The sequence below is a fragment of the Microbacterium sp. CCNWLW41 genome (assembly GCF_037083505.1).
This window is the reverse complement of the sequence record NZ_JBAOJP010000004.1, coordinates 24293-46385: the sequence shown is the minus strand read 5'-3', so window position 1 is coordinate 46385 and position 22093 is coordinate 24293. Positions and strand designations below refer to the sequence as shown.

Genomic DNA, 22093 nt, shown 5'->3' with positions numbered 1-22093 from the left:
CTCACCCTTCCCCGCGTCTGACCGCGTCGCCGAGCTCGTGACCGAGGATGACGGCGTGGACCCGGTCCCGCAGCCCCAGCTTGGCGAAGATCGAGTTGATGTGCGACTTGATCGTGGAGGGCGCGAGAACCAGCTCATCGCTGATCTCGGTATTCGTGAGTCCCCGGACGATCGCCGCGAAGATGTCCCGTTCCCGGGGACTGAGCACAGCGAGAACGTCGGCCTCGCGTCGCGGGACTCCTTCGCGCGCGGCCCGAACCCCGAGGTAGTGGTCGATGAGCCTGGCGGTGAGGCGCGGCGCGGCGACCGCCGCCCCGGAGGCGACGGTCTTGACGGCGTCGATGAGCGCGGCGGGGCGGGTGCTCTTGAGGAGAAAAGCGCTGGCCCCCGCCCTGAGGCTGCCGAAGGCGTACTCGTCCAGGTCGAACGTGGTGAGGACGATGATCCGCACCTCAGGATGCCGCGCCGTGATGATGCTGGTCGCCTCGAGACCGTCCATCACCGGCATCCGGACATCCATGAGCACGATGTCGGGACGCGCCGCAGCGACCGCCGCGACCGCCGCGGCGCCGTCCCCGGCCTCCCCGACGACGACGATCCCGTCATCGGAATCGAGGATGAGGGCGTTGCCGGTGCGCTCCAGGGGCTGGTCGTCCACGACGAGGACGCGGATCCTGCGGGAGGGTCGATCGCTCATGCGGACACCCTGCCGACGGGGAGCGACACCCGCGTCCGCCAGCCGCTGCCCGGGGCGTCGTCGCGGGTCGGGATCGGACCGGCGGAGAACTCCCCGCCGAACGCGGTCGCCCGTTCCCGCATCGCGCGCAGCCCCACGCCGGCCCCCATGCTCGGCCCGAGCGCGCTGCCGCGTCCGTTGTCGGTCACCGTCACGGTCACTCGTCCGGCGTCGTGGACCACGTCGATCTCGACATACGTGGCCTCGTGCGCGTGGCGAAGCGCATTGGTCAGCGACTCCTGGACGATCCGGTAGACCGAGGTCCGCAAGGCGGGGTCGCCGAGTGCGCCGTCGCGCAGCGCGTCCTCGCCGCCGACGGTGACGGTGACCGGGAGGCCCGCTGCCCGGAAGACGGCGACCAGTTCGTCGAGGGACGGCAGGTCATGACCGGACCCCTCGAGGCTCGGGTTCCGTCCTTCCTCGTTCTCGTGGAGGACGCGGAGGATCCGCTGCATCTCCTCGAGGGTGTGCGCCCCGACGTCGCCCAGCTGCTCGAGTGCGTGGCGCGCCCGCTCGGGGTGCTTCTCCCAGCCCGCGGCGGCACCGCCGGCGAGGGCGATCATCACCGTGACCGAATGCGCGACGACGTCGTGCATCTCGGCGGCGATACGGACCCGTTCGGCGGCAGCGGCGCGCTCCTCGCGCAGCGCGACCACCTCGGCGAGCGCCGCACGGCGCGATCTGCTCGCGCGCACGGCGACGCCGACGGCGAGCGCCAGCAGCGAGACCGGCTGGAAGAGGACAGCCGGCCACTCCTCGCGGAGCCCGAGGAGGATCAGGACGCCCGCTGTAGCCAGGACCAGGGCCTCGCCGGCGAGATAGCCGGCGATCGCCTTCGGGAGCCGCGTCCTGCTCGCGAGCGTGTAAAGGGCGAAGAGGCTCTCGAAGAACGCCGGCGTGAGGCTGTGTGCGGCGATCGGGTTGATGGTCGCGAGCACGACGACGACGAGGAGCACGATGAGGGGGTGGGCGCGGCGCCACCAAAGGGCGACCCCGACGCCGACGGCGCACACGTAGCCGGCCCACGCATGCGGAGGCGGGGCGAGGACGAGCGCCGCGAACGTCGGGACGATGCACGCGAGGATGACGAGCACATCGGCGACCCGCGGGTGGGCGACGAGCCACCGTACGACGCGCGGGCGTCGGAGGGCCGGTTCGTCGAGAACGCCGGCATCGTCGTCCACTCCTTCGTCTCCTTCTGCTCTCGGTCCAGGACGGGGGCGGCGCCGAGGCTCTGGCCTGCGGCGTTCCGCCTCTCGACGCTATCGGGGTCGGAAACCCGCGACCACCACCCGTGGGTGGAAACGCGGAGCCGACACCCGCCGCGGGTTCGACCCGTGGGTGGTATCGCCCTCGGGACGCCGGTTCCTAGCGTGAGCAGTGCCGTTCACCGCACGACGATGGGAGACACCCGTGAAAGACACCGCTGCACGAGCCGACTCCGCAGAGAGGAAGAGCACGACGACCTGGCTGCTGCGGGCCCGGGGCGCCGGCAAGTCCTTCGGGACGACCAGGGCGCTGTGCGGCGCGGACGTCACCATCTCCCCCGGGGAGTCGGTCGCCATCATGGGGCCGAGCGGGTCCGGGAAGTCCACGCTGCTGCATGTGCTCGCCGGGATCCTCCCCGCAGACGAAGGAACCGTCATCCTGAGCCGCCCCGACGGGAGCGGCTACGACGACCTCGCCGCACTGTCCGAAGACGCCCGTTCCTCCTTCAGGCTGCGGCGCTTCGGGTTCGTGTTCCAGCAGGGGATGCTGCTGCCGGAGCTCACGGCCGAGGAGAACGTCGCCCTGCCGCTGCTGCTGACGGGCTTCTCCCGGGCCGACGCGACCCCCCGCGCCGATGCGGAGCTGCGCCGGCTCGGACTTGCGGGGCTCGGCGATCGCCGCATCGGCCAGCTCTCCGGCGGACAGGCGCAACGAGTCGCGATCGCCCGGGCCCTGATCACGGGCCCGAACCTGATCTTCGCCGACGAGCCGACCGGGGCCCTGGACTCGCACACGGCCGATGAGGTGCTCGACGCGCTGCTGGCGACCGGCCGCGGCGCGGACCGCGCGGTGCTGATCGTCACCCATGACGCACAGGTCGCCTCGCGGTGCGACCGGATCATCCGCCTGCACGACGGACGGATCGAGGCCGCGGCATGAGCGCGGGCGCCACGCTCCTGCTGATCCGCCCCCATCGGATCTCCGCGACGACGACCGGGCTGCAGATCGCGGCGTCCGGGGTCACGACGCTCCTGACGTTCGCGGTCGCCATGCTCGCCGGGGCCTTCTGGCGCGTCGACACTGAGGAGGTGGGCTACCAGGTGCTCGCGTTCGGACTCGTCGCTCTGCTGATCGTCCCGTTGATCACCCTGGGCACCGCGACCGCGAGGCTCGCCGCCCGCAGCCGGGACGACCGGCTGGCCACGCTCCGTCTGCTCGGCGCGACCGCTGGCCGCGTGCGTCGGGTCGCGGTCGCCGAGGTCAGCGTGGTCGCCGGCGTCGGGGTCATGATCGGCGCCGCGCTGTCCGCCGCGCTTCCGTCCGCCCTCTCCCTGCTCACGGTGCACGGCCTGCCGTTGACGGCGTCCGAGCTGTGGCTGCCCTGGTGGGCGTCCGCGGCGATCCCGCCGGCCTTGGTGCTCGTCGCCGCGCTCAGCGCGCTGCTCGGGCTGCGCCGGGTGGTCCTCTCCCCCCTCGGGGTGCGCACGCGCCAGGATGCGCCGCGGATGAGCTGGCTCCGCGTCGTGATCGCGCTTCTCGTGGTGGGCGCAGCGGTTCTGGTCACGCAGATGATGTCACCCGGATGGGGCGTCGTCGTGCTCCTGGGCGCCCTCGCCGTGACCGTGCTTGCGGTGATGGCCGTGCTCGGCGTGGTCGGACCGTTCCTCGTCTCGTTCGTGGCCCGGCAGGTGGCGGCGCGCACGACGGACCCGTCGAGACTGGTCGCGGCCCGCGGCATCCTGGGCGACCCCCGCGCCGCCTGGCGCAGCGTGTCCACGCTGGCGCTCGCGACCTTCGTCCTGATCCCGGCCGGTTCCCTCCTCGGCTACCTCGACACGATCAGCCGCAGCGCGAGCCGTGCGGTGATGACGCCCGATCAGCTGCTCCTGTTCGCAGATGCGCGCACGATGCTGCTCGCCCTCGTGGCGGTCTCCTTCCTCGTGGTGGCGTGCCAGATCGCGATCACGCAGACCGCCGGGGTCATGGAGGGGCGGGATCTGTACGTGGCTCTCGATCGGATCGGCATGCCCCGCTCCGCGGTCCACCGCATGCGGCTGCTCACAGTGACCACCTCGGCGCACATCGCGGTGACCGGAGCGGCCTTCGCATCGATCGCGCTGACCTTCTTCCTCGTGGCCGTCGCGATCGTGGTCGCACCGCTGTTCAGCATCGCCGTCCTCCTCGTGCTGCTGCTCGGCCTGCTGCTGATCCGGGCCGGGGTCTCCCTCACCGGCCCTGTGCTGAGACGGGTCTGGGAGGCGCCCGTCCGAGGCGAGTGACGTGTCGCGCCCGAACCGCCGGTGGCCGCGGTTCGGGCGCGGACCGCCTTTGACGCTCACCCCCTTGACACCTCCCGTCAAACCGGTTTACATTGATCTCGTCAAACCGGTTCACACCGTGCGCCGGTGCACGACGAGGTGACGAGGAGGTGACGATGAGCCGCACGACGATCGCCGACGTGGCCCGCGAGGCCGGCGTGGCGAAGGCGACGGTGTCGCACGCGCTGACCGGCAATCGGCCCATCTCCGAGGAGACGCGCGCGAAGGTCCTCGCGGCCGCCGAGCGGCTCGGATGGGTGCCGAGCCAGAACGCTCGGGCGCTCGCCAACCGCCGCGCGAACGCGATCGCCGTCGTCCTGGCGCGAAACCCCGACGTCATCGCGAACGACTCGTTCTTCCCGGCCTTCATCGCCGGAGTCGAGTCCGTGCTCGCGGAGACCGAGACGGCGCTGCTGCTCCAGGTGGTCCCCGACCGCGATGCCGAGGAGCGGGCCTATCGCTCCCTCGCCCACGGCCGCGCCGACGGCGCCCTGCTGCTCGACCTGCGCGACGACGACTGGCGCGTGCCGTTCCTGGAAGAGCTGAACCTGCCGACCGTGCTGGTCGGCGCCTACGATGGGCCTCATCCGTTCTCGTGCGTGCGGACGGACGACGCCGCGCCCATCCGCGAGATCATCGCGCACCTGCGCGCCGCCGGGCACGAACGCATCGCGCACGTGTCCGGGCCCCTCCGGTACGTGCACTCGCGCGCCCGTGCGGACGCGTACGTCGCCGAGATCGGCGACGACGCGCTGCTGCGCGAGGGCGACTTCACCGCGGCGAGCGGGCGCGCCCTCACCGCGGAGCTCCTCGCCCTGCCGGACCGCCCCACAGCCATCGTCTACTCCAACGACACGATGGCCATCGCGGGGGTGTCGTTCGCCCGCGCGCAGGGGCTGTCCATCCCCGCCGACCTCGCCATCTCCGGGTTCGACGACGACCACCTCTCCGCGCACTTGACCCCGGCGCTCAGCAGCGTCTCGACGGATCCCGCCGCCCGCGGACGGGCCGCCGCACGGCTCCTGCAGGCCGCCGTCGGCGGTGCGGAGCCGCGCACCGAGGTCGTCGACTGCAACGTCGTGCACTTCCGTGAGAGCACATCGGCCTGAGGCCACCGCCCCCATCGTGTCGAGGAGGACACCATGAAGAAGATCGCCGCAACAGCAGTCATCGGCCTCGTCGCGATCACCGCGACCGGATGCGCGGGAGGCGGAGGAGACGCCTCCGGATCCGCCGACCAGACCGGGCCGATCAAGATCTGGCTCTCGAACAACGAGCAGGAGCTCGCCTGGGGCACCGCCGTCGTCGAAGCCTGGAACAAGGAGCACCCCGACGAGAAGGTCACCGCGCAGGAGATCCCCGCCGGCTCCTCGTCCGAGGAGGCCATCACCGCCGCGATCACCGCGGGGACGGCGCCGTGCCTCGTCTACAACGTCGCCCCTGCCGCGGTGTCCGGCTGGGTCAAGCAGGGCGGTCTCGTAAACCTCAGCGGGATCGACGGCGGCGCCGACTACATCAGCGAGCGCGGCGGCGACGTGGACGCCTACGCGACCGACGGCGACTTCTACCAGCTCCCGTGGAAGTCGAACCCGGTCATGGTGATGTACAACAAGAAGCTCTTCCAGGCGGCGGGCCTCGATCCCGAGAACCCGCAGATGAACACGTACGACGCGTTCCTGGACGGCTCGCGCAAGATCGTGGCCTCCGGTGTGCAGAGCGCGATCTGGCCGGCGCCGACCAGCGAGTTCTACCAGCCCTGGTTCGACTTCTATCCGCTCTACCTCGCCGAGACCGACGGCACGATGCTCGTCGAGGACGGCAAGGCCACGTTCGACTCGGACGCCGGTCGTACCGTGGCCGAGTTCTGGAAGACGGTGTACGACGACAGGCTCGCCCCCAACGAGGCGTCGACCGACGACGCGATGTCGGCGGGCACCACGGCGATGCAGCTCGCCGGCCCGTGGGCCATCCCCTCCTACGCCGACACCGTCGACGTCGGATTCATGCCGGTGCCGACGAAGGACGGCCGCGAGAACCCGACGACCTTCGCCGACTCGAAGAGCGTGTCGATGTTCACCGCGTGCAAGAACCAGGGCACGGCGTGGGAGTTCCTGAAGTTCTCCACCAGTGAGGACAGCGACGGGCAGCTCCTCGAGGAGACCGGCCAGATGCCGATGCGGACGGACCTGGAGAGCACGTACGCGGACTACTTCGCGGCGAACCCGGACTACGTCGCGTTCGCGACGCAGGCGGAGGCGACGGCGGACGTGCCGAGCATCCCGAACTCCGTCGAGGCCTGGCAGGCGTTCCGCGACGGCTACTCGTCGGCGGTGATCTTCGGGAAGACCTCGATCGACGACTTCCTCGCCTCCGCCGCGAAGAAGATCGACGAGCTCGTCGCCGAGTGACGCCATGACCGAGAACCGACGGTTGCGCGCCCGCCTGCTGGGTGCGCAGCCGATCGGCGGCCTCTTCGCGCTGCCGTACTTCGTCTTCGTGCTGGCGATCTTCGCCTACCCGCTCGGATTCGCCGTCTACATCGCCTTCCACGACTACTTCTTCACCGCGCCGGGCGCGGTGGTCGACCGACCGTTCGTCGGCTTCGAGAACTTCGTCACCGTGCTCACGGATCCGCGGGTGCTCGGCTCGTTCCGCAACACGCTCGTGTTCCTCGTGATCAACGTGCCCCTGACCGCCGTCCTGGCGCTGGTGCTCGCGGCGGCGCTGAACACCGGCATCCGCTGGGCGTCCGCCTACCGCGTCGCGTTCTACGTGCCGTACCTGACCGCGAGCGTCTCGCTGGTGGGCGTGTGGATGCTGCTGTTCTCGCGCGGCGGGCTCGTGAACACGATCCTCGGCCCGCTCGCCCCGGATCCGTCGTGGCTGGTGAACAGCGGCCTCGCCATGCCGATGATCGCCCTGTACGTGACGTGGAAGCAGCTCGGGTTCTACATCCTGCTGTACCTCGCCGCGCTGCAGAACGTCCCGAAGGAGCTCTACGAGTCGGCGGAGACCGACGGCGCGGGCGCCCTCGCCCGCTTCTGGAACGTCACCGTGCCCGGGGTGCGCAGCGCGACCACGCTCGTGCTCATCCTGTCGATCATCACCGGGGCGAACCTCTTCACCGAGCCCTACCTGCTCACGAACGGCGGCGGTCCGGACGGGGCGTCCACGACCCCGGTCCTGCTCATCTACCAGCTGGGCATCCAGCAGCAGAACCCCGACACCGCGGCGGCGATCGGCATGGTCCTCGTCGTGCTCGTGGGGATGCTGTCGCTGTTCGCCAACCGCGCCACGAGGGAGCGATGATGACCCGCCGACGCCGGCCGCTGCCGCGCATCCTCAGCACGATCCTGCTGACCGTTGCGGCGATCGCCTTCGCCTTCCCGTTCTACTTCATGGTGGTCGGGGCCTTCCAGAAGAGCCCGACCAACTCCCCCGCGTCGCTGGTGCCGACCACCGGGTGGACGCTCGACAACTTCGCCGCCATCGACGCGCGGATCGACCTCGTCGGCTCCCTGCTGAACTCGCTGGTCTTCACCGCCGGCGTGCTGCTGGGCACGGTCGTGTTCGGGCTGCTCGCCGGATACGCGATGGCCCGTCTCGACTTCCGCGGGCGCGGGGTGATCTGGGTGCTCATGCTGCTCGTGCAGATGGTGCCGTTCCAGCTGCTGATGATCCCGCTGTACGTCCAGATCACCCGCAACTACGGCCTCGGCGACTCGTACCTCGGGATGATCCTGCCGTTCCTCATCAACACCACCGCCGTGTTCATCTTCACGCAGTTCTTCAAGGCGCTCCCGACGGAGATCTTCGAGGCCGCGCGCATCGACGGCGCCGGAGAGATCCGCCTGCTCACCTCGGTCGCGCTGCCGCTGATCCGGCCGGTGCTCGTCACCGTCGTGCTCGTGACCTTCATCGGGCCGTGGAACGAGTTCCTCTGGCCGTTCCTCATCACCAAGGACGCGAGCCTGCAGCCGCTGGCCGTCTCCCTCGCCAACTACATCTCCAACGTCGCGCAGTCGACGGCGAACCCCAACGGCGCGATCCTCGCGGGCGCGACGGCGCTCGCGTTCCCCGTCGTCATCCTGTTCATCGTGTTCCAGCGCTTCTTCACCGCCACCGACCTCGGCGCGGCCGTCAAGGGCTAGCCAGAAAGGGCATCCATGTTCACCGGAGCATCCTTCCCCCTCGGTCCGTTCACCCCGTACGAGGGCAACCCGATCCTGCGTCCTCGCGGCGACAGCTGGGAGTCGGCGAACTTGTACAACCCGGCGGCGCTGGTCGACGGCGACGAGGTCGTGCTCCTCTACCGCGCGCACGCCGACGACATCGTGTCGCACATCGGGCTCGCCCGCTCCCGGGACGGCGTGACGTTCACGCGCGAGGACGCGCCGATCCTGTCCCCCTCCGAGGACTACGAGCGCTACGGCTGCGAGGATCCGCGGATCGCGCTGATCGACGGCACCTACTACCTCACGTACACCGGGTGGGATCGCCGGAGCGCGCAGCTGTGCCTGGCCACCTCCCCCGACCTTCGCACCTGGACCAAGCACGGGCCGCTGTTCGACGACTTCGACACGTTCAAGACCATGGATCCGCGCGGATTCAACTGGTCGAAGGCGGGCGTCATCGTGCCGCAGAGGATGCACGGGAAGTGGTGGCTGTACTTCGGCGAGGGCGGGATCTACTGGGCGACCAGCGACGACCTCCTCCACTGGACACCGGGCGCGCCGGACACCGAGCCGATGTACGCGCCGACCCCGGGCACCTGGGACGAGGCGCTCGTGGAGATCGGGACCTCCCCCGTCGTCACCGACAACGGCCTGCTCGTCATGCTCACGAACGGCGCCACCCGCGAGGTGCGCGAGGACGGCACGGTCGACGTGGACTACCGGTGCGGCCAGATCGCGATCGATCCGGACGACCCGACCAAGGTCATCGCCCGCATGCAGGAGCCGTGGCTGCGTCCGCAGACCTTCGAGGACCTCAACGGGCTCGTGTCGAACGTCACCTTCGTCGAGGGGCTGGTGAAGTTCCGGGGCAAGTGGTTCGCCTACTACGGGCAGTCCGACACGACGCTGGCCGTCGCGATCCACGACCCCGCGCAGCCGTGGGGACGCGCGCTGCGCGTCGCCGACGAGGAGTGGTGACGCCATGGACACCACCCGCCGCTCGTTCCTTCTGCTCGCCGCCGGAGCCTCCGCGCTCGCGCTGATGCCTGCGGAGGCCGCGCAGGCCCGGACGCCGGCGCTCTCCGGCGCCGTCCGCGCGGGGTCCGCGGCCCCCGGCGCCCGGCTGACGAACCTTGCCCACCTGCGGTTCCTGCTCGCCGACGTGCCCGTCGCGGAGACGTCCGCGCACACGACGTACGAGATCGGCGCGCGTCCGGTCGTCCGGGCGCCGTGGACCTACGCGGATGCCGACGGCGCGGGCGGCTACCGCCGGGTCGGCGGAGGGACCCGGGACGCCGCCACCGGGCACTGGAGCCAGGGCGCGTACAACGCCGACGACATCGCGCGTGCCGCGGTCGTCTTCCTGCGGGACGCGGTCGCGACGGGAGACCCGCAGAGCCGGGACGACGCCCGTGAGATGCTCCGAGCCCTGGCCTACCTCCAGACGACGACCGGGGAGAACGCCGGACGCGTGGTGCTGTGGCAGCAGGAGGACGGCGCGCTGAACCCGAGCGCGATCCCCGTGGAGCTGCCCGATCCTTCCGACTCGGGCGAGTCGTACTGGCTCACCCGTTCCGTGTGGGCGTTCGGCGAGGGCTATGCGGTCTTCCGCGGGGCGGATCCGGGCTTCGCATCGTTCCTGCTCGACCGGCTGCATCTCGCCCTCGACGCCCTCGGCCGCGAGTCGCTCTCCCGCGCCGGGCAGTGGGTGCGCAGCGACGGTCGGGACCTCCCCGCGTGGCTCATCGCCGGCGGGGCGGATGCCACGGCCGAGGCGATGCTCGGCCTCACCGCGGCGGCCGAGGCCGGCGACGTCCGCAGCCGCGCGGCGCTGGAGACGTACGGCGAGGCGGTCGCGGCGATGGCCACGGATCCCGGTCAGGGCTGGCCGTTCGGCGCGGTGCTGCCGTGGACCGGGTCGCGAGGGTTCTGGCATGCCTGGGGCGCCGCCGCTCCCGAGGCGCTCGGTCGCGCGGGCGCCGTGCTCGGACGACAGGACTGGATCGCGGCCTCCGTCGCGGATGCCGGGCGCTTCACGCCGCAGGTGCTGGCCTCGGGCGGTCCGCACAACGCCTGGGCGCCGCTCCCCGCCGAGGCGCAGATCGCCTATGGCGCGCACGGTCGCGTCGCCGGGGCCGTGCAGGCCGCCGCGGTCGCCGGGGAGGGGTTCCGGGTGCTCGCGGGGCTCGCCGCAGGGTGGTTCTTCGGCGCGAACACCGCCGGCATCCCCGTGTACGACCCCGCGACCGGCGTGACCTTCGACGGAGTGGAGACCGACGGGCGGGTCAACCGCAATTCCGGAGCGGAGTCGACGATCCACGGTCTGCTGACGATGCAGCTGCTCGATGCCCACCCCGACATCGCGGATCTCGCCACGTCGATCACGGGGCTGCGCGCCTTCTCCGGGCTGCGGGCGATCGACGCCGAGTCCGCCCGGCTCTCCCCCGGTTGCACGGTGGTCCGGCCGGACGGCGGAGCGTGGACCGGCGAGGGTAACCTGTCCGGCGGCGCCTACGTACAGGTCCCGGCCGGGGAGAGCGTGGAGTTCGACGTGACGGAGCCGGGCGGCATCCTGCACGGACTCGTCTGGCGGCAGGCCGCGGATGCCGGCGAGGCCGAGTGGGAGGGCTTCGCGGGCGAACGCCTGGTCTGGAGCACGCGCACGGCAGCCGGCGGCGCGGGCGACCGCGGGCTCACGGAGGCGGACGGCATGCTCGTCCCCGAGCGGCTCGGCGGAGACCTGCCCGATGGTCCGGTGACCGTGCGGTGCACGAGTCGGGGCGACGTCCGGCTGGACGCCCTCCTGATCCAGCCGCGCGTGGCGACGGCCGTCTATGCGACGACGACCGGGTCCGCCGTCCTCTACGCCAACGCCACGGACGCCGACGTCCGCGTCGATCCCCTGGCGCCCGGATCCGGCCGGACCTACGCGGGCGACGGCTCCCAGCGCGGGCAGGCGGCCCAGGGCGGGCTGGTCCGCGTCCGCCGCGGAGGGTTCTCCATCACCCGCGGGTGACGTGCGGGGCGGTGGGTGCCGGGTCAGCGGGATGCCGTGGGCCCCGGGGCCACGATGACCGGGGCCGGTGTGGCCAAGCGCGTCCTGTGATCGGGAGAGCCGTTCCTCCGACACCCTGAGGGCAGACCGATGTGCGACGCTCGACGGGAGGGAGGCGATCGTGACGACACCGGACAAGACCCCGCGACGCCGCTGGCTGCGCGTCCTCGTCGCCGGCGGCGTCGCGCTTGTCCTGCTCGGGGTCGTCGTGATCGGCGTCGGGCGGTTCGCCTGGGAGGTCGATCGTCCCGTTGACGCGTCGATCGGCATCGGGATCACCGAGACCATGCACGACGGCGAGCAGATCGAGGTCGTCGTCGTCCCCTATCGGATGCGGGTCCAGGACGGGATCCTTCCGATCCGGCTGGCCGCGTACTCCCTCGTCGACGGTTCCCTTCTGTGGGACGAGCCGCTGGACGCCGAGGGCGCCGCGAACTTCCCGGTCCGGGTCACGTCCGCCGCCCCGGGCGGCCCGGTGATCGTCGCGACCGAGAACGGGAATTTCGGCTTCGATCCCGGGACGGGTGACAAGGCGTGCGGTCCCGAGGCGCCTGCCCGTTGCGAGGCCGGTTCCGATCCCGGCATCGTCGCCGTGGCGAAAGCCGACGAGTCCTCTGCCCTCTGGGGCGTCGATCCACGCGGACCCTCGCTCCGCGACGGCGCCGTGGTGCTCGATCCCGCGACGGGATCGCCCGCCGGCGAGGGGTATCGAATCGAGGAGGACTCGCGCTTCGGGCTGCGGATGCGCGCCGGTGACGAGACGGTCGCCGAGCTCGCGGGCGTGTTCGGCCCGCAACAGGTGCTCACCGCACCATCCGGGAAGGTGGTGCTGCTCGCGGCCGGGAACAACTCCAAGAGCCTCCTCGTGACGGCCTCTGATGCCGGCCTCCGACGTGCGGTGATCGGCGACCGCGGCCTCATCGTCTGGCCGGACGGGGTGCTCTGACATGAGTCGGGCGAGATCCACGCCCGATCCCGCCGGTCCTCGTCGAGCGGGGCCGACGCCGGTGACGTACGGAGGAGACCGGGGACCCGAGCGGAGCGCACCGCTGCCGGTTCCCGACGAGGGCTGGGGGTACGTCCTCCGACGGGCCGGCGCGATCGCCGCTCTCTGGTCGATCGCCACGTTCACGATCGCCGCGGCCGGACTGCCGCAGATGGATCCGCAGTGCTACTCGGACTCGCCGACGGGAGGACGCGTCTGTCCGAGGGACCGGGACCCGGTGCTCACCCACCTCTTCGACGTCCGGTGGCCGGAGGTTCCCGAGGCCGTGACCGTGACCGCCGTCCTCCTGACCATGATGGCGGGGATCGGGCTCGCGATCTTCCTCGACACCTCGGAGCCCTGGTCGGAGTCCGGAGGCGCGCCGACCGCCGCGGGGGCCGTCGCGGGGCTGCTGGGCGCCGGTTCCGGGCTGATCGCCGCCGGGCCGGGTTTCGTCCATCCGCTGATGGCCCTCGGGATCACGGGGCTCGGGGTCGTGCTGGTCCTGCTCGGGCTGTTCGGTCTGCGTGCGTTCCGCCGGTCGTTGCGCCGCCGCTACGCCCGCCATCTGCGTCGTGAGCACCTGCGCCGGGACGGTCTCCGGGCCGTCGCGAGGATCACCGCGGTCCAGTGGGAGCAGACGTACGAGGACGACGATGCGCTGTTCACCGTGACCGCGAGGTTCCGTGCGGCGACGGGCATCAGGTCGGTGTCCGAGGGGCTGTGCGTGCCGCGCGAGCACGCTCCCGTCGTCGGCGGCACCGTCGTGATCATCCACGACGACGTGACGGGGCATCCCACCGGGGTGGACGTCCTGATCGAGGCGGATCCGAACGGCCCGCGAGATCCTGGCGTGCGCGACAAGTACCCCGAGGCGCCACCTCAGTCCCCGAGCTGAGGAACACCGGGCGATGGCGAGGACGTTCGTCGACGACATCGGCGGCGGGCGTGCGTGCGTGCGTTCAGGGTGCCCCGCGCGCGGCTGCCCCGGCCCCGAGGGGCTACGCGACGGTGAACCGGGACAACGACGTGTCCGAGAGGCGAAACAGGTCCGGTGAGACCGGCTTCCCCTCGCCGTTCTCGAAACCGTGGATCGCCGCGGACGCGAGCTTCTCGACGGACTCGCGGTCGTCGATACTGCACACCCACACGGAGAGGCGGGTCGGGGCGGCGACCACGAGGTCTCCCGAGGCGGGGATGGCCGCGCGCCATCGGGCGGGGTCCAGCAGGATCGATGCGGTCAGGTCCAGGTTGTCGGGCACCGTGAGCGCGTACCGCCCGTTGTCGCCTTCGAGCCGGATATCGCCGCGCCGTCGGAGGTTCGCCAGAGCGACGCGGTGCAGTGCGTCGGCGCCGCCGAAGCGCTCGACGGACTCCACGTCGACGATCTCCCAGCTGGGTCCCGGATCCACGGCATAGGCCGCGTACAGCCCCTGTGCGATCTCGCGGCTGAACGGGTGGTTCCCCGGCGGGAAGTCCGGGATCCGCGCCAGCTTCTCCGCGTTCGCGTCCACCCACGCCTGGCCGGAGAGCAGCGGTACGACGATGTCCGTCCCCCGCGGGGCCCGCGACGCGGTCGGCGCGGGCTGGGCCTTCTTGCTGCGGGAAAACAAGCGCTTCAACTGATCTCCTTCTATCGCTCCGCGGGGCGCGTTGGGCGCGCCGCGGCGCACCAGCCGAGGGGACGTGTGCCCCGCCCCTCGCCTCGAGAACGTACGTCCGTCTCCCCGTCATCGTAGTGATCCGAGCGACACCCTTCGTGCCGTGCAAGGGTCCCATTGTTTCCAGTCATGCGCTCGTGTCACTCAGCACCGCAACACGATGAAGCCCTGATGAGAGCTAGTTCTCATCAGGGCGTTCTCGGTCGGGCTGATTGGATCTGAACCTGCGACCCCTGGAGGATCCGGTCATTTTTCCGGTCTCCGCCAATCGTCTCGGGAACTCGCGGATTCCCTTGTGCGTACAGGAACCGGGCGGTTCGCTTGGTACGAGTGTAGCCGGCCGGTGGCGGACCTTGGCGGGTGATTGAGATGGGTACCTGATGGGTTTCTGGTACGTGGCCAGCGCGCGCGATGTCAAGCTGCGTGGAGTCGTTCGGGTTCGGGAGGTTGACGGACGGCCCAGCGCGTTCGGAAGCCTCGACGCGGCGACGCGTCGGGGGTCGTGTGCATGCGGAGCCGCTATCGCGCAAAGCACCGGGCGGCGTATACGCGCGCTAGACGCCACGAGTGTCAGACGATGAAGCGTTTCGGGCCAAGCATCGGTTGCCACCGATGGCGCAAAAATGAGACAACGACTTGAAGCGGCGCTGCTGATCCGGTGCCCGCATATCGATCCAGTTCCCGCGCAGGACATCGGCTCGAACCGTGTCCGAGCGGAAGCCAGTAGATCGGCGCTGGAGGAACCGATCTCCGCGGAGTTGAAAGGGCCGCGCAACGCTCGGCACACACGTCAGGTGGCAGCAGCGTCCAGCATCTCCCGTAGTCCGGGATACGCGGCGTTGTCGGCAAGTACCCGCTCGTAGTCTTTCCGAGCCATACTCGTCTTGCCTTCGGCAAGGTAGGTGTGTCCTCGCGCGATCAGCGCGAGGTGCCGCAGCTCGACGGGGCGCGATCGTGGCCGCAGAGCTTCTTTGAGCGCCTCGCGCGCCGCTTCGAAGTAACCCTGCTCACGAAGTGCCGTGCCGCGTTGGATCAGGAGGAAGGTCGCTGCGACATCGTCATTCGTCAAGCCGTTGGTGATGTCGACGATGTCTGCCCAGCGCGCCGTCTCTGCGTATAGTTCGGCGAGCGACACAGCGGCGACCGTCGTAGGTTCGAGGCTTTCGACGACGGCAATGGCACGGTCCAGGTTTCCGAAAGATTGCTCCAGCTCAGCAACGAACAGGCCCATCGCTTGGCGATCCCACGGCATCTCCGCAGTGACGCCGGTAGCCACAGGGATGCTGATCTCCGGGCGTTCGACGTACCTGATAATGAACGGGTCGCCGGAGGGGTCGTACCCGGTGTCGAACAGCCATCCAGCAAGAACACGGGCTCGTCCACCGTCCTTGTTGGGGCCGACCACACGAAGCATCTCAACCATCGCAGCGGTCGCCGCAGCGGCCGGGTACTGCTGACCGACTGCGTGGATAGCGGCTGCGTCTGGCGTGCTGTTGACCTGCTTGAAGAGCTGCTTCTCCCACGCAGGAGCTGTGAGACCGGGCTTAGCTTTCTTCGGCGCGACCGCCCTCACCGGCCGGGGTTGCTGCTTGGAACGGTTCGATGATGAAGACGATGACCGCCTACCCGACGTGGTCGTCGAGGTATGCGAGATACCGGTGCCAGGAATACCCACGGTCCGCGTCGTGCGCCCGTTCGTGTTCACGCTGACACGAGCGCCACGAACACCGGCGGAAAGACCCAGATTCTTGTTCGACACGTTGAGACGCACGCCAGGGGCAATCTTGATGGACTTGCGTACTTTGAACCCCATGGCTGCCTCATCTGGTCGGCTATCGAATGCTCAAGAGCACACTAGTGGATTCGTGCAACGCCGCATGCAGTTTCGGCCTCCCGAGGAGTCTCTATCGCTCGAAGCCCGGCTCTCGAGCGTCCTGAGCCTACATCGCCTGGCATCATTTCCTGTCTGCCAGCACGAAGCATCGCCCTCCGCAGATCGGTCACGGGCGTCCGGCTTAGATCGAGACGTGAGATAACGATGGAACCAGCGCCATTGTCGTGTCTGCGGACGCCGCCGAAGAGCCAACGATCGTCGGTCTTCTCCATCCGCCATTCGACTGGCCGCACCGGCGGTGTCTGGTCTGGATGTTGCTTAGCACCCATCTCTCTATCAAATCAGCACCATCCGGTTGAGGTGGCTTTTCGGCCGGTTGCCACGCCCCGACTGTCGCTACGCGTTCGATTGCCAGGCATCCTGGGGCGACCAGAGGCATCTCTATCCGGGCAATGCGCGTTCGGGCTGTGGCGAGCGAGGAGTCCTGTCTTCGTCAGAGGAACCGCCCTTGCCGTGCCTTCAAGGGATGTCGGAACACCATCCTTGCTGAAGTGAATCAAGCGCTTCAATCACGTCGGGCGGTGTTCGGTATCCATACCGAACAGGTGCGTCCTCCTCCCACCCGCGACTCGGGAGCAACCGGCGCGGCCGCTCCGCTACCGGAACGCGGCGGCCTGAAAATGACGCGAGAACGTCAAGGCGATGGGTTTTCGACGACGGGATCACATCCACCTATAGAAAAAGTCCCGGAAACCCTTGAGTTTCCGGGACCTCTCGGTCGGGCTGACAGGATTTGAACCTGCGACCCCTTGACCCCCCAGGCAGCCCCGAGGCGATTTCCGAGGAGCGCGACAGCTCCCGCCTGTCCCCGTTTCGCCCCGTGCTTCCGCGCATATCGCCGATTTGCCGGGCGCTGACGGGAGCTATCGGGAGGCTACGTCAGGCGCCGCTGGAGGGGTTTCGGAGGGGTTAGCAAGCCTCCGGGTCTCGATATCATCAGCCCATGCCCGATCCGATCTCTCGCCAGCCCGCGCTCGACGCCGAGCGCTTCATCTGCCCGCGCTGTAATTCGTTCGCATCACACACCTGGCACTACCTCAGTTACAAAACGTCAAGCGCCTGGGGGAACGGAGATGCCTGGGCCGCTGCCTACGACATCAACTCGGGCGGGCCGCAGGTCGAGAACGTCGAGGACGCCGACACGGCGCCAATGTGGTCGATGAGCGAGTGCGCTTCCTGCACGCACCGGTGTGTCTGGCGCGGGGATGTACTCATCTATCCTCAGAGCTCGCCCGCACCGGTGCCAAGTGAGGACATGCCGCCGGAAGTGCGCGAGCTGTACGACGAAGCCAGCGCCGTTGCGTCTGTTTCGAAGCGCGCCGGGGCTGCCTTCGCGCGTGCCACTCTGGAACGGCTGTTGAAGCTCCTCGATCCGGACGCACCCAAGGGATCACGCCTGGACGAGTACATCGCTCGCGTCATCCCCCGTGTCAATGTTGCAACAGGCAAGCTTCTGACGCTCATCCGCCACGTTGGGAACAAGTCTCTCCACGTCGATGATGCGCCCGATGACGCCGTTGTCCTGCTGCTCTCAGACGAGGACGTTGACCTGCTCCCGATCATCTTCCAGACCATCAACGACGTTGTCGAAGAGCTGATCACGAAGCCGAATCAGGCCGCACTTCTCTATGACGCGATTCCGGCCACCGTGCGTGCCGCCGCAGAGGCAACGGCAGAGAAGGCCGACCTCTGAGCCGCTACGCGCCACGCTCACCACGTAGAAAGCCCCGACTGTCCCGGCGTACCGGAGTCGGGGCTTTCTTCACGCCCTGGCCACCCTCGTGGGCGCGGTGGTGCTCTCAGGCCAGGCGTTCGCCGTAGTCCATCGGCTCGTCCGGGTGGGTGGGCGTTGCCTGGTTGGCGATGCCCTCGCGGCGCAGGAGCCGCGCCCGCTCCCCCACGCTCAGATCGCGCGGCGCGCCTGCGGGCGTGCGGTACTGCGGTCCGCCTCCACCCGCGTACTCACTGCGGTCCTGGAATGTCTGCTCATAGTTCGGGGTCATGGTTTCTCCTGATGGGGTGTCGATTCGAGTCCGTTCTGCTCCACGCGCGCCCCGTCGCGCACACCGCGAGGTTGCACCTTTTACCTGATCAGCGCGCAAATCACGTTTGCCATCTGATGACTACCCACACGAGACTTACGCAGGGAAAGCCGCCACAAGGAGACGACATGACCAAGCCGAACCACCGCCCGACCGTGCTGCCAGACAGCGCCGTTGTCGAAACGCACGTTCCCGGCGAAGTCGCGGAGGCGATCAAGACCCTGGCCGACCTCTCCGGAGTGAGCCGAGCCGCGTTCGTGCGGAGCCTGATCCTAGCGGGTCTGGAGCCGTACCGCGTCGTCTCGCCCGAGACCGCCGCTGCACTGCCGACCACCACCTATAACCAGAAGGAGAACTGACCATGCCCATCAAGCGGACACTGACCAAGAAGGAGTTGCAGGATCACCGGTCGCGGGGCAACCGCTCCGTGAATGCCTTCACGCAGTACACATTCCTGACGCCGGAGGAGAGCGAGACGCTCCAGGCATCGTTGGACAGCAACGAGACGACCGAAGAGTTCCTGGAGCGCTTTCCCCCCCAGGAGAAGAACCGATGACTCACATCACTACCAAGGAGACCTCGAAGGGCACCGCGTACGTCGTCAAGTGGCGACCCCAAGCAGGCACTTTCAAGGAGAAGACGTTCTATGTGAAGCGCGAAGCCGAGCGGCAACGCGACAAGGTCGAACGTGAGCTGGACGAGGGCAATTCGACCGAGCACCTTGCAGGCCGGTCGAAGACGTTCCGGCAGGTCGCGGAGGCGATGATTGCGGCGAGCGCGCACCTCAAGCAGAAGACCCTCGACGGCTACGAGATCGCACTGCGCGTGCACGCTACCCCGCGTTCCGGAACCGGCGCATCTCGACCCTGAAGGCGGCAGACCTGGACACGTGGCTCGCTGACCTCCGCGCCAAGCCGAAGGCGGACGGTAAGCCGCGCACCGCGACGAGTGTGCTCGGCGCCTACGCTCGGCGCCTACAAGGTGGTGCGGAAGGTGTTCTCATACGCCTACGCGCACCGGCTGATCCCGTTCAACCCCTGCATCGCCGTCACCAAGCCCAAGGCGGACACCGCCGAGGCGCGATTCCTCACCGTCGAGGAGGTCAACCGGCTCAGCGCCGAGTTGTCGGCTCAGCCACGGCACGACTTGCTGGTGCGCTTTGGTGCTCTGACCGGGCTAAGTATCGGGGAGGTTGCCGCGCTGCGCATTCGCGACATCGACCTCCGCCGTGGCGAGGTCCAGGTGCGGCGGAGCATGACCCACACCAGCAGGGGCTACGACGTGGGCACGCCGAAGACCGCACGCGCCGTGCGCGATGTGCCGATCCTGGACGAGACCCTGTTCCGCGATCTGGGCAAGTACCTGCGCGACCACCCACACCGCGACAACCTGGAAGCCGGATTGTGGCCGGGAAAGGTGCCGGGGCACAACAAGCTCAGCTACGGGCACACCTTCGACCCCAAGGGCTTCTATCGGTACACGTTCAAGCCAGCCGCGACCCGCGCTGGTCTCGACGGACTGCACTTCCACGAGCTACGCCACACCTTCGCCACGCTCGCGCTGGAGTCCCGCGCGCTCGACATGCACGAGCTGTCCCGCGCCATGAGACACGCGAGCTACGCCATCACCGACAAAGTCTATGCGCACGTCCGGCCGCGCGACTTCAGCGCTCACCGCGCCGCGTTCTCGGCTCGCATCTCGGCTGCCAGCGCGCCGGTCGCTCCTCTGCGCCAGATCGGGGGCTAGGCAGCCACAACTTCTGCGATGACCTTCGGGAGCGACAGTTCGCGCAGTGGCTCACGGACAAAATCGAGGGCGTCCTCGTTCGCACGCAGTAGGTTCGCAACAATCGGCGCGTAGTGGGGTTGCTTGATCGCACTGTCCACGAGGTCAATGAAGGTGTTCCGCACGAAGAAGCGATTGTGCGTAGCCCCGAGCACCAGAATCCGGTTCAGAATTACCTCGTGAACACGAATGTCCTGCGTCGCTCGATACGCAGCGACTAGGAACCTGGCGATTGTGTCAGTGAACTCAAAGGCAAAGCTGCCGTCAGCGTAGCGATCAAAGATCTGCACCAAGGCGAGATATTGCTCGGGGTCTCGGATCGCGATCTGCGACAGTACAGACTCCGGCAGCAGCGGAACCACCTTGCGCAGCAGAACGACATCGTCATCGTTCTCGATCACCAGTCGCACGAACTGGTCAGCTAGTGTGTCGTCGCCGGCAGCCATAGCCGCGACGAGGGTTGCAGCTCGCTCCGACGGCTGCTGGGTATCCTCGGAGTCGCTTCTGAGGAGCGCGAACTCCCGGCGCATTTCCGACGCGTCCTGGAACCGATCGTCGGGGTTCATTCGAGTTGCCTTGCTAATGATGTGGCGGTAGGCGGGAGGCACATCCATTACATCGATGGCTGTTGGCGAGTATGACCCAGTTAGGAGTTCGTGCAGCATACGTCCGAGCGCATAAACATCGCATCGCGCGTCGGCGTCCTTCGACCGCTTGATCTGTTCAGGGGCAATGTATCCCCATGTGCCGAGCACCATACCACTCGCGGTAAGCAAGGTGCTTTCGCTACGCATGTCTTTGATCATGCCAAAGTCAGATATTACTGCTCGACCGTCGTAGAAAAGCACATTCTCCGGCTTGAGATCCCGGTGCACCACACCGTTCTCGTGGGCAAACGCAACCACATCGAGAAGCTGGTCGAAGATGTGCCAGGCCTCTTCCTCCGGGAGCGCAACGGGCGGATCTGCGTCGAGCGGAAGTCGGTCCCGCAACGACCCTTCCTCAGAGAACGCCATGATGAAGAAAGGCGGGTCGGCATCGAGAGTTGCCCCGAGTACAGGCATGACTCCTGGGTGCTGAAGCGACATTTGCGACTTCACCTCACGGGCGAACCGACGTCGGCGCTCGTCGTTGACCGCCTTTTCATTGGTGAGGAGCAGGTATTTGACTGCCGCCAACTCTCCGGTCTCGCTCTGGCACAGCCAAACCGAACCCTGCCCACCCGTCTGCAGGGGCCTCAGGCGTGTGTAAGTCGTCATCTCGTCCTCCGTCATCCAACGCCATCAGGCTATCGCTGACTCACATTGGCCTTGCGCACTGGAGGGGTTTTGGAGGGGTTGGCGATCCCGGACATCCAGAAGGGCCGGAAACTCTTGCGAGATTCCGGCCCTAAATGGTCGGGCTGACAGGATTTGAACCTGCGACCCCTTGACCCCCAGTCAAGTGCGCTACCAAGCTGCGCCACAGCCCGTGGACGACCGCGCCGAAGCGCGGGCAACTCCCCCATCGTAGCCGACCGGCGAGGCCACCGCGAACCAACGGGGCACCGGGCGCGCCGCCGTCCCCCGATCCCCCAGCCGAACACACCACCAACCCCGGGAGCCGTTGCCGATGTCGGAGGTGCGGCGTAACGTGCGGACATGCCCACCATCACCACGGCCCTGGCGACGCCCGCGCAATGGGAGGACGTGCAGAGCGCGCTCTCCGGCGGCGGCGACGGACGCAGCTGTCAGTGCATCTGGCCCATGATCAGCAACAAGGAGTGGGAGTCCACGACCGTGGAGACCCGTCGAGACATGCTGCGCGCCGAGCTGGAGGGTCCTCCGCCGGGCATCGTGGCGTACGTCGACGACGAGGCAGCGGGGTGGATCCGGATCGGCCCGCGCCCGGCCCAGCAGCGCCTCGGACGGACTCGCGCGATCAAGGCGGCGACGGCGGAGTCTCTGGACGACGAGAGCGTCTGGGCGGTGAGCTGCTTCAGCGTGCGCCGGGAGTTCCGCGGGATGGGCATCAACCGCGTGCTCCTGGACGCCGCGGTCATCTACGCCCGCGAGGCCGGCGCCCGGGTCATCGAGGGCTACCCCATCGACACGTCCGGCGGCAACGTCCACTCCAACGACCTCTTCCACGGCGCCCTCTCGACGTTCCTCGCCGCGGGATTCTCCGCCACCGGAGAGCTCAAGCCCGGCCGTCCCCTCGTGACGCTGACCACCGCGGGTTGACCGAGTCGTCC

22 protein-coding genes and 1 tRNA gene are annotated in these 22093 nt (G+C 68.7%); 16 read left to right on the top strand and 7 right to left on the bottom strand.

The features are described 5' to 3' along the window. Nucleotide 1: 1 nt before the first annotated feature. Together V6R91_RS15390 and V6R91_RS15385 are read right to left on the bottom strand one after the other, a co-directional pair. Nucleotides 2-697, bottom strand: coding sequence for a response regulator transcription factor (locus tag V6R91_RS15390; RefSeq protein ID WP_336395981.1), 696 nt, complete (start codon nucleotides 695-697; stop codon nucleotides 2-4). Beyond that, nucleotides 694-1920, bottom strand: coding sequence for a sensor histidine kinase (locus tag V6R91_RS15385; protein ID WP_336395980.1), 1227 nt, complete (start codon nucleotides 1918-1920; stop codon nucleotides 694-696). Before V6R91_RS15385 ends, V6R91_RS15390 begins: the two co-directional genes overlap by 4 nt. A gap of 229 nt (nucleotides 1921-2149) precedes the next feature. Here V6R91_RS15385 and V6R91_RS15380 point away from each other — a divergent pair, with 229 nt between their 5' ends. The 10 genes from V6R91_RS15380 to V6R91_RS15335 all read left to right on the top strand — a co-directional run bounded on the left by V6R91_RS15380 (nucleotide 2150) and on the right by V6R91_RS15335 (nucleotide 13376). Further along, nucleotides 2150-2884, top strand: a complete 735-nt coding sequence (locus V6R91_RS15380) for an ABC transporter ATP-binding protein (RefSeq protein WP_336395979.1) — start codon at nucleotides 2150-2152, stop codon at nucleotides 2882-2884. Continuing rightward, nucleotides 2881-4224, top strand: a complete 1344-nt coding sequence (locus V6R91_RS15375; protein ID WP_336395978.1) for an FtsX-like permease family protein — start codon at nucleotides 2881-2883, stop codon at nucleotides 4222-4224. Before V6R91_RS15380 ends, V6R91_RS15375 begins: the two co-directional genes overlap by 4 nt. A gap of 155 nt (nucleotides 4225-4379) precedes the next feature. Next, nucleotides 4380-5372, top strand: a complete 993-nt coding sequence (locus V6R91_RS15370; RefSeq protein ID WP_271061056.1) for a LacI family DNA-binding transcriptional regulator — start codon at nucleotides 4380-4382, stop codon at nucleotides 5370-5372. Nucleotides 5373-5405: 33 nt separating this feature from the next. Beyond that, nucleotides 5406-6671, top strand: coding sequence for an extracellular solute-binding protein (locus V6R91_RS15365; RefSeq protein ID WP_336395977.1), 1266 nt, complete (start codon nucleotides 5406-5408; stop codon nucleotides 6669-6671). Nucleotides 6672-6675: 4 nt separating this feature from the next. Next, nucleotides 6676-7572, top strand: coding sequence for a carbohydrate ABC transporter permease (locus V6R91_RS15360; RefSeq protein ID WP_336395976.1), 897 nt, complete (start codon nucleotides 6676-6678; stop codon nucleotides 7570-7572). Continuing rightward, complete coding sequence (locus tag V6R91_RS15355; protein ID WP_336395975.1) at nucleotides 7572-8414, top strand: carbohydrate ABC transporter permease; 843 nt, start codon at nucleotides 7572-7574, stop codon at nucleotides 8412-8414. The genes V6R91_RS15360 and V6R91_RS15355 overlap by 1 nt, the downstream gene beginning before the upstream one ends. A gap of 15 nt (nucleotides 8415-8429) precedes the next feature. Continuing rightward, nucleotides 8430-9416 carry a glycoside hydrolase family 130 protein gene (locus tag V6R91_RS15350; RefSeq protein WP_336395974.1) on the top strand — a complete coding sequence of 329 codons (987 nt, stop codon included), beginning with the start codon at nucleotides 8430-8432 and terminating at the stop codon, nucleotides 9414-9416. A 4-nt stretch (nucleotides 9417-9420) separates the two neighbouring features. Next, nucleotides 9421-11454, top strand: coding sequence for a hypothetical protein (locus V6R91_RS15345; protein WP_336395973.1), 2034 nt, complete (start codon nucleotides 9421-9423; stop codon nucleotides 11452-11454). A 160-nt stretch (nucleotides 11455-11614) separates the two neighbouring features. Continuing rightward, complete coding sequence (locus tag V6R91_RS15340; RefSeq protein ID WP_336395972.1) at nucleotides 11615-12439, top strand: hypothetical protein; 825 nt, start codon at nucleotides 11615-11617, stop codon at nucleotides 12437-12439. A 61-nt stretch (nucleotides 12440-12500) separates the two neighbouring features. Then, nucleotides 12501-13376, top strand: coding sequence for a hypothetical protein (locus tag V6R91_RS15335; protein ID WP_336395971.1), 876 nt, complete (start codon nucleotides 12501-12503; stop codon nucleotides 13374-13376). A gap of 103 nt (nucleotides 13377-13479) precedes the next feature. On the opposite strand, the gene V6R91_RS15330 is transcribed toward V6R91_RS15335, so the two are convergent. Continuing rightward, complete coding sequence (locus tag V6R91_RS15330; protein ID WP_336395970.1) at nucleotides 13480-14100, bottom strand: hypothetical protein; 621 nt, start codon at nucleotides 14098-14100, stop codon at nucleotides 13480-13482. Nucleotides 14101-14929: 829 nt separating this feature from the next. Continuing rightward, complete coding sequence (locus V6R91_RS15325; protein WP_336395969.1) at nucleotides 14930-15952, bottom strand: DUF4236 domain-containing protein; 1023 nt, start codon at nucleotides 15950-15952, stop codon at nucleotides 14930-14932. 1024 nt (nucleotides 15953-16976) lie between these two features. Here V6R91_RS15325 and V6R91_RS15320 point away from each other — a divergent pair. Further along, complete coding sequence (locus V6R91_RS15320; RefSeq protein WP_336395968.1) at nucleotides 16977-17726, top strand: hypothetical protein; 750 nt, start codon at nucleotides 16977-16979, stop codon at nucleotides 17724-17726. A 106-nt stretch (nucleotides 17727-17832) separates the two neighbouring features. Here the strand turns inward: V6R91_RS15320 and V6R91_RS15315 are convergent, their stop codons facing one another. Further along, complete coding sequence (locus tag V6R91_RS15315; protein ID WP_336395967.1) at nucleotides 17833-18036, bottom strand: hypothetical protein; 204 nt, start codon at nucleotides 18034-18036, stop codon at nucleotides 17833-17835. Nucleotides 18037-18203: 167 nt separating this feature from the next. Here V6R91_RS15315 and V6R91_RS15310 point away from each other — a divergent pair, with 167 nt between their 5' ends. From V6R91_RS15310 to V6R91_RS15295, 4 genes are all read left to right on the top strand, one after another. Further along, the gene (locus V6R91_RS15310; protein ID WP_336395966.1) at nucleotides 18204-18434 is read left to right on the top strand and encodes a CopG family transcriptional regulator; all 231 of its coding nucleotides are present in this window, start codon (nucleotides 18204-18206) and stop codon (nucleotides 18432-18434) included. A 2-nt stretch (nucleotides 18435-18436) separates the two neighbouring features. After that, on the top strand, nucleotides 18437-18631 hold the full coding sequence (locus tag V6R91_RS15305; RefSeq protein WP_336395965.1) for a hypothetical protein: 195 nt from the start codon (nucleotides 18437-18439) through the stop codon (nucleotides 18629-18631). Further along, on the top strand, nucleotides 18628-18945 hold the full coding sequence (locus tag V6R91_RS15300; RefSeq protein WP_336395964.1) for a hypothetical protein: 318 nt from the start codon (nucleotides 18628-18630) through the stop codon (nucleotides 18943-18945). Before V6R91_RS15305 ends, V6R91_RS15300 begins: the two co-directional genes overlap by 4 nt. A gap of 123 nt (nucleotides 18946-19068) precedes the next feature. Beyond that, on the top strand, nucleotides 19069-19821 hold the full coding sequence (locus tag V6R91_RS15295; protein WP_336395963.1) for a tyrosine-type recombinase/integrase: 753 nt from the start codon (nucleotides 19069-19071) through the stop codon (nucleotides 19819-19821). Here V6R91_RS15295 and V6R91_RS15290 read toward each other — a convergent pair. Together V6R91_RS15290 and V6R91_RS15285 are read right to left on the bottom strand one after the other, a co-directional pair. Then, entirely contained in the window at nucleotides 19818-21134 is a 1317-nt protein-coding gene (locus V6R91_RS15290) for a serine/threonine-protein kinase (protein WP_336395962.1), read from the bottom strand. The genes V6R91_RS15295 and V6R91_RS15290 overlap by 4 nt on opposite strands. A gap of 120 nt (nucleotides 21135-21254) precedes the next feature. After that, a tRNA-Pro gene (locus tag V6R91_RS15285) sits at nucleotides 21255-21331 on the bottom strand. Nucleotides 21332-21500: 169 nt separating this feature from the next. Here V6R91_RS15285 and V6R91_RS15280 point away from each other — a divergent pair. Next, a complete protein-coding gene (locus V6R91_RS15280) occupies nucleotides 21501-22082 on the top strand; it encodes a GNAT family N-acetyltransferase (protein WP_336395961.1) in 582 nt (193 codons plus the stop codon). Nucleotides 22083-22093 lie beyond the last annotated feature (11 nt).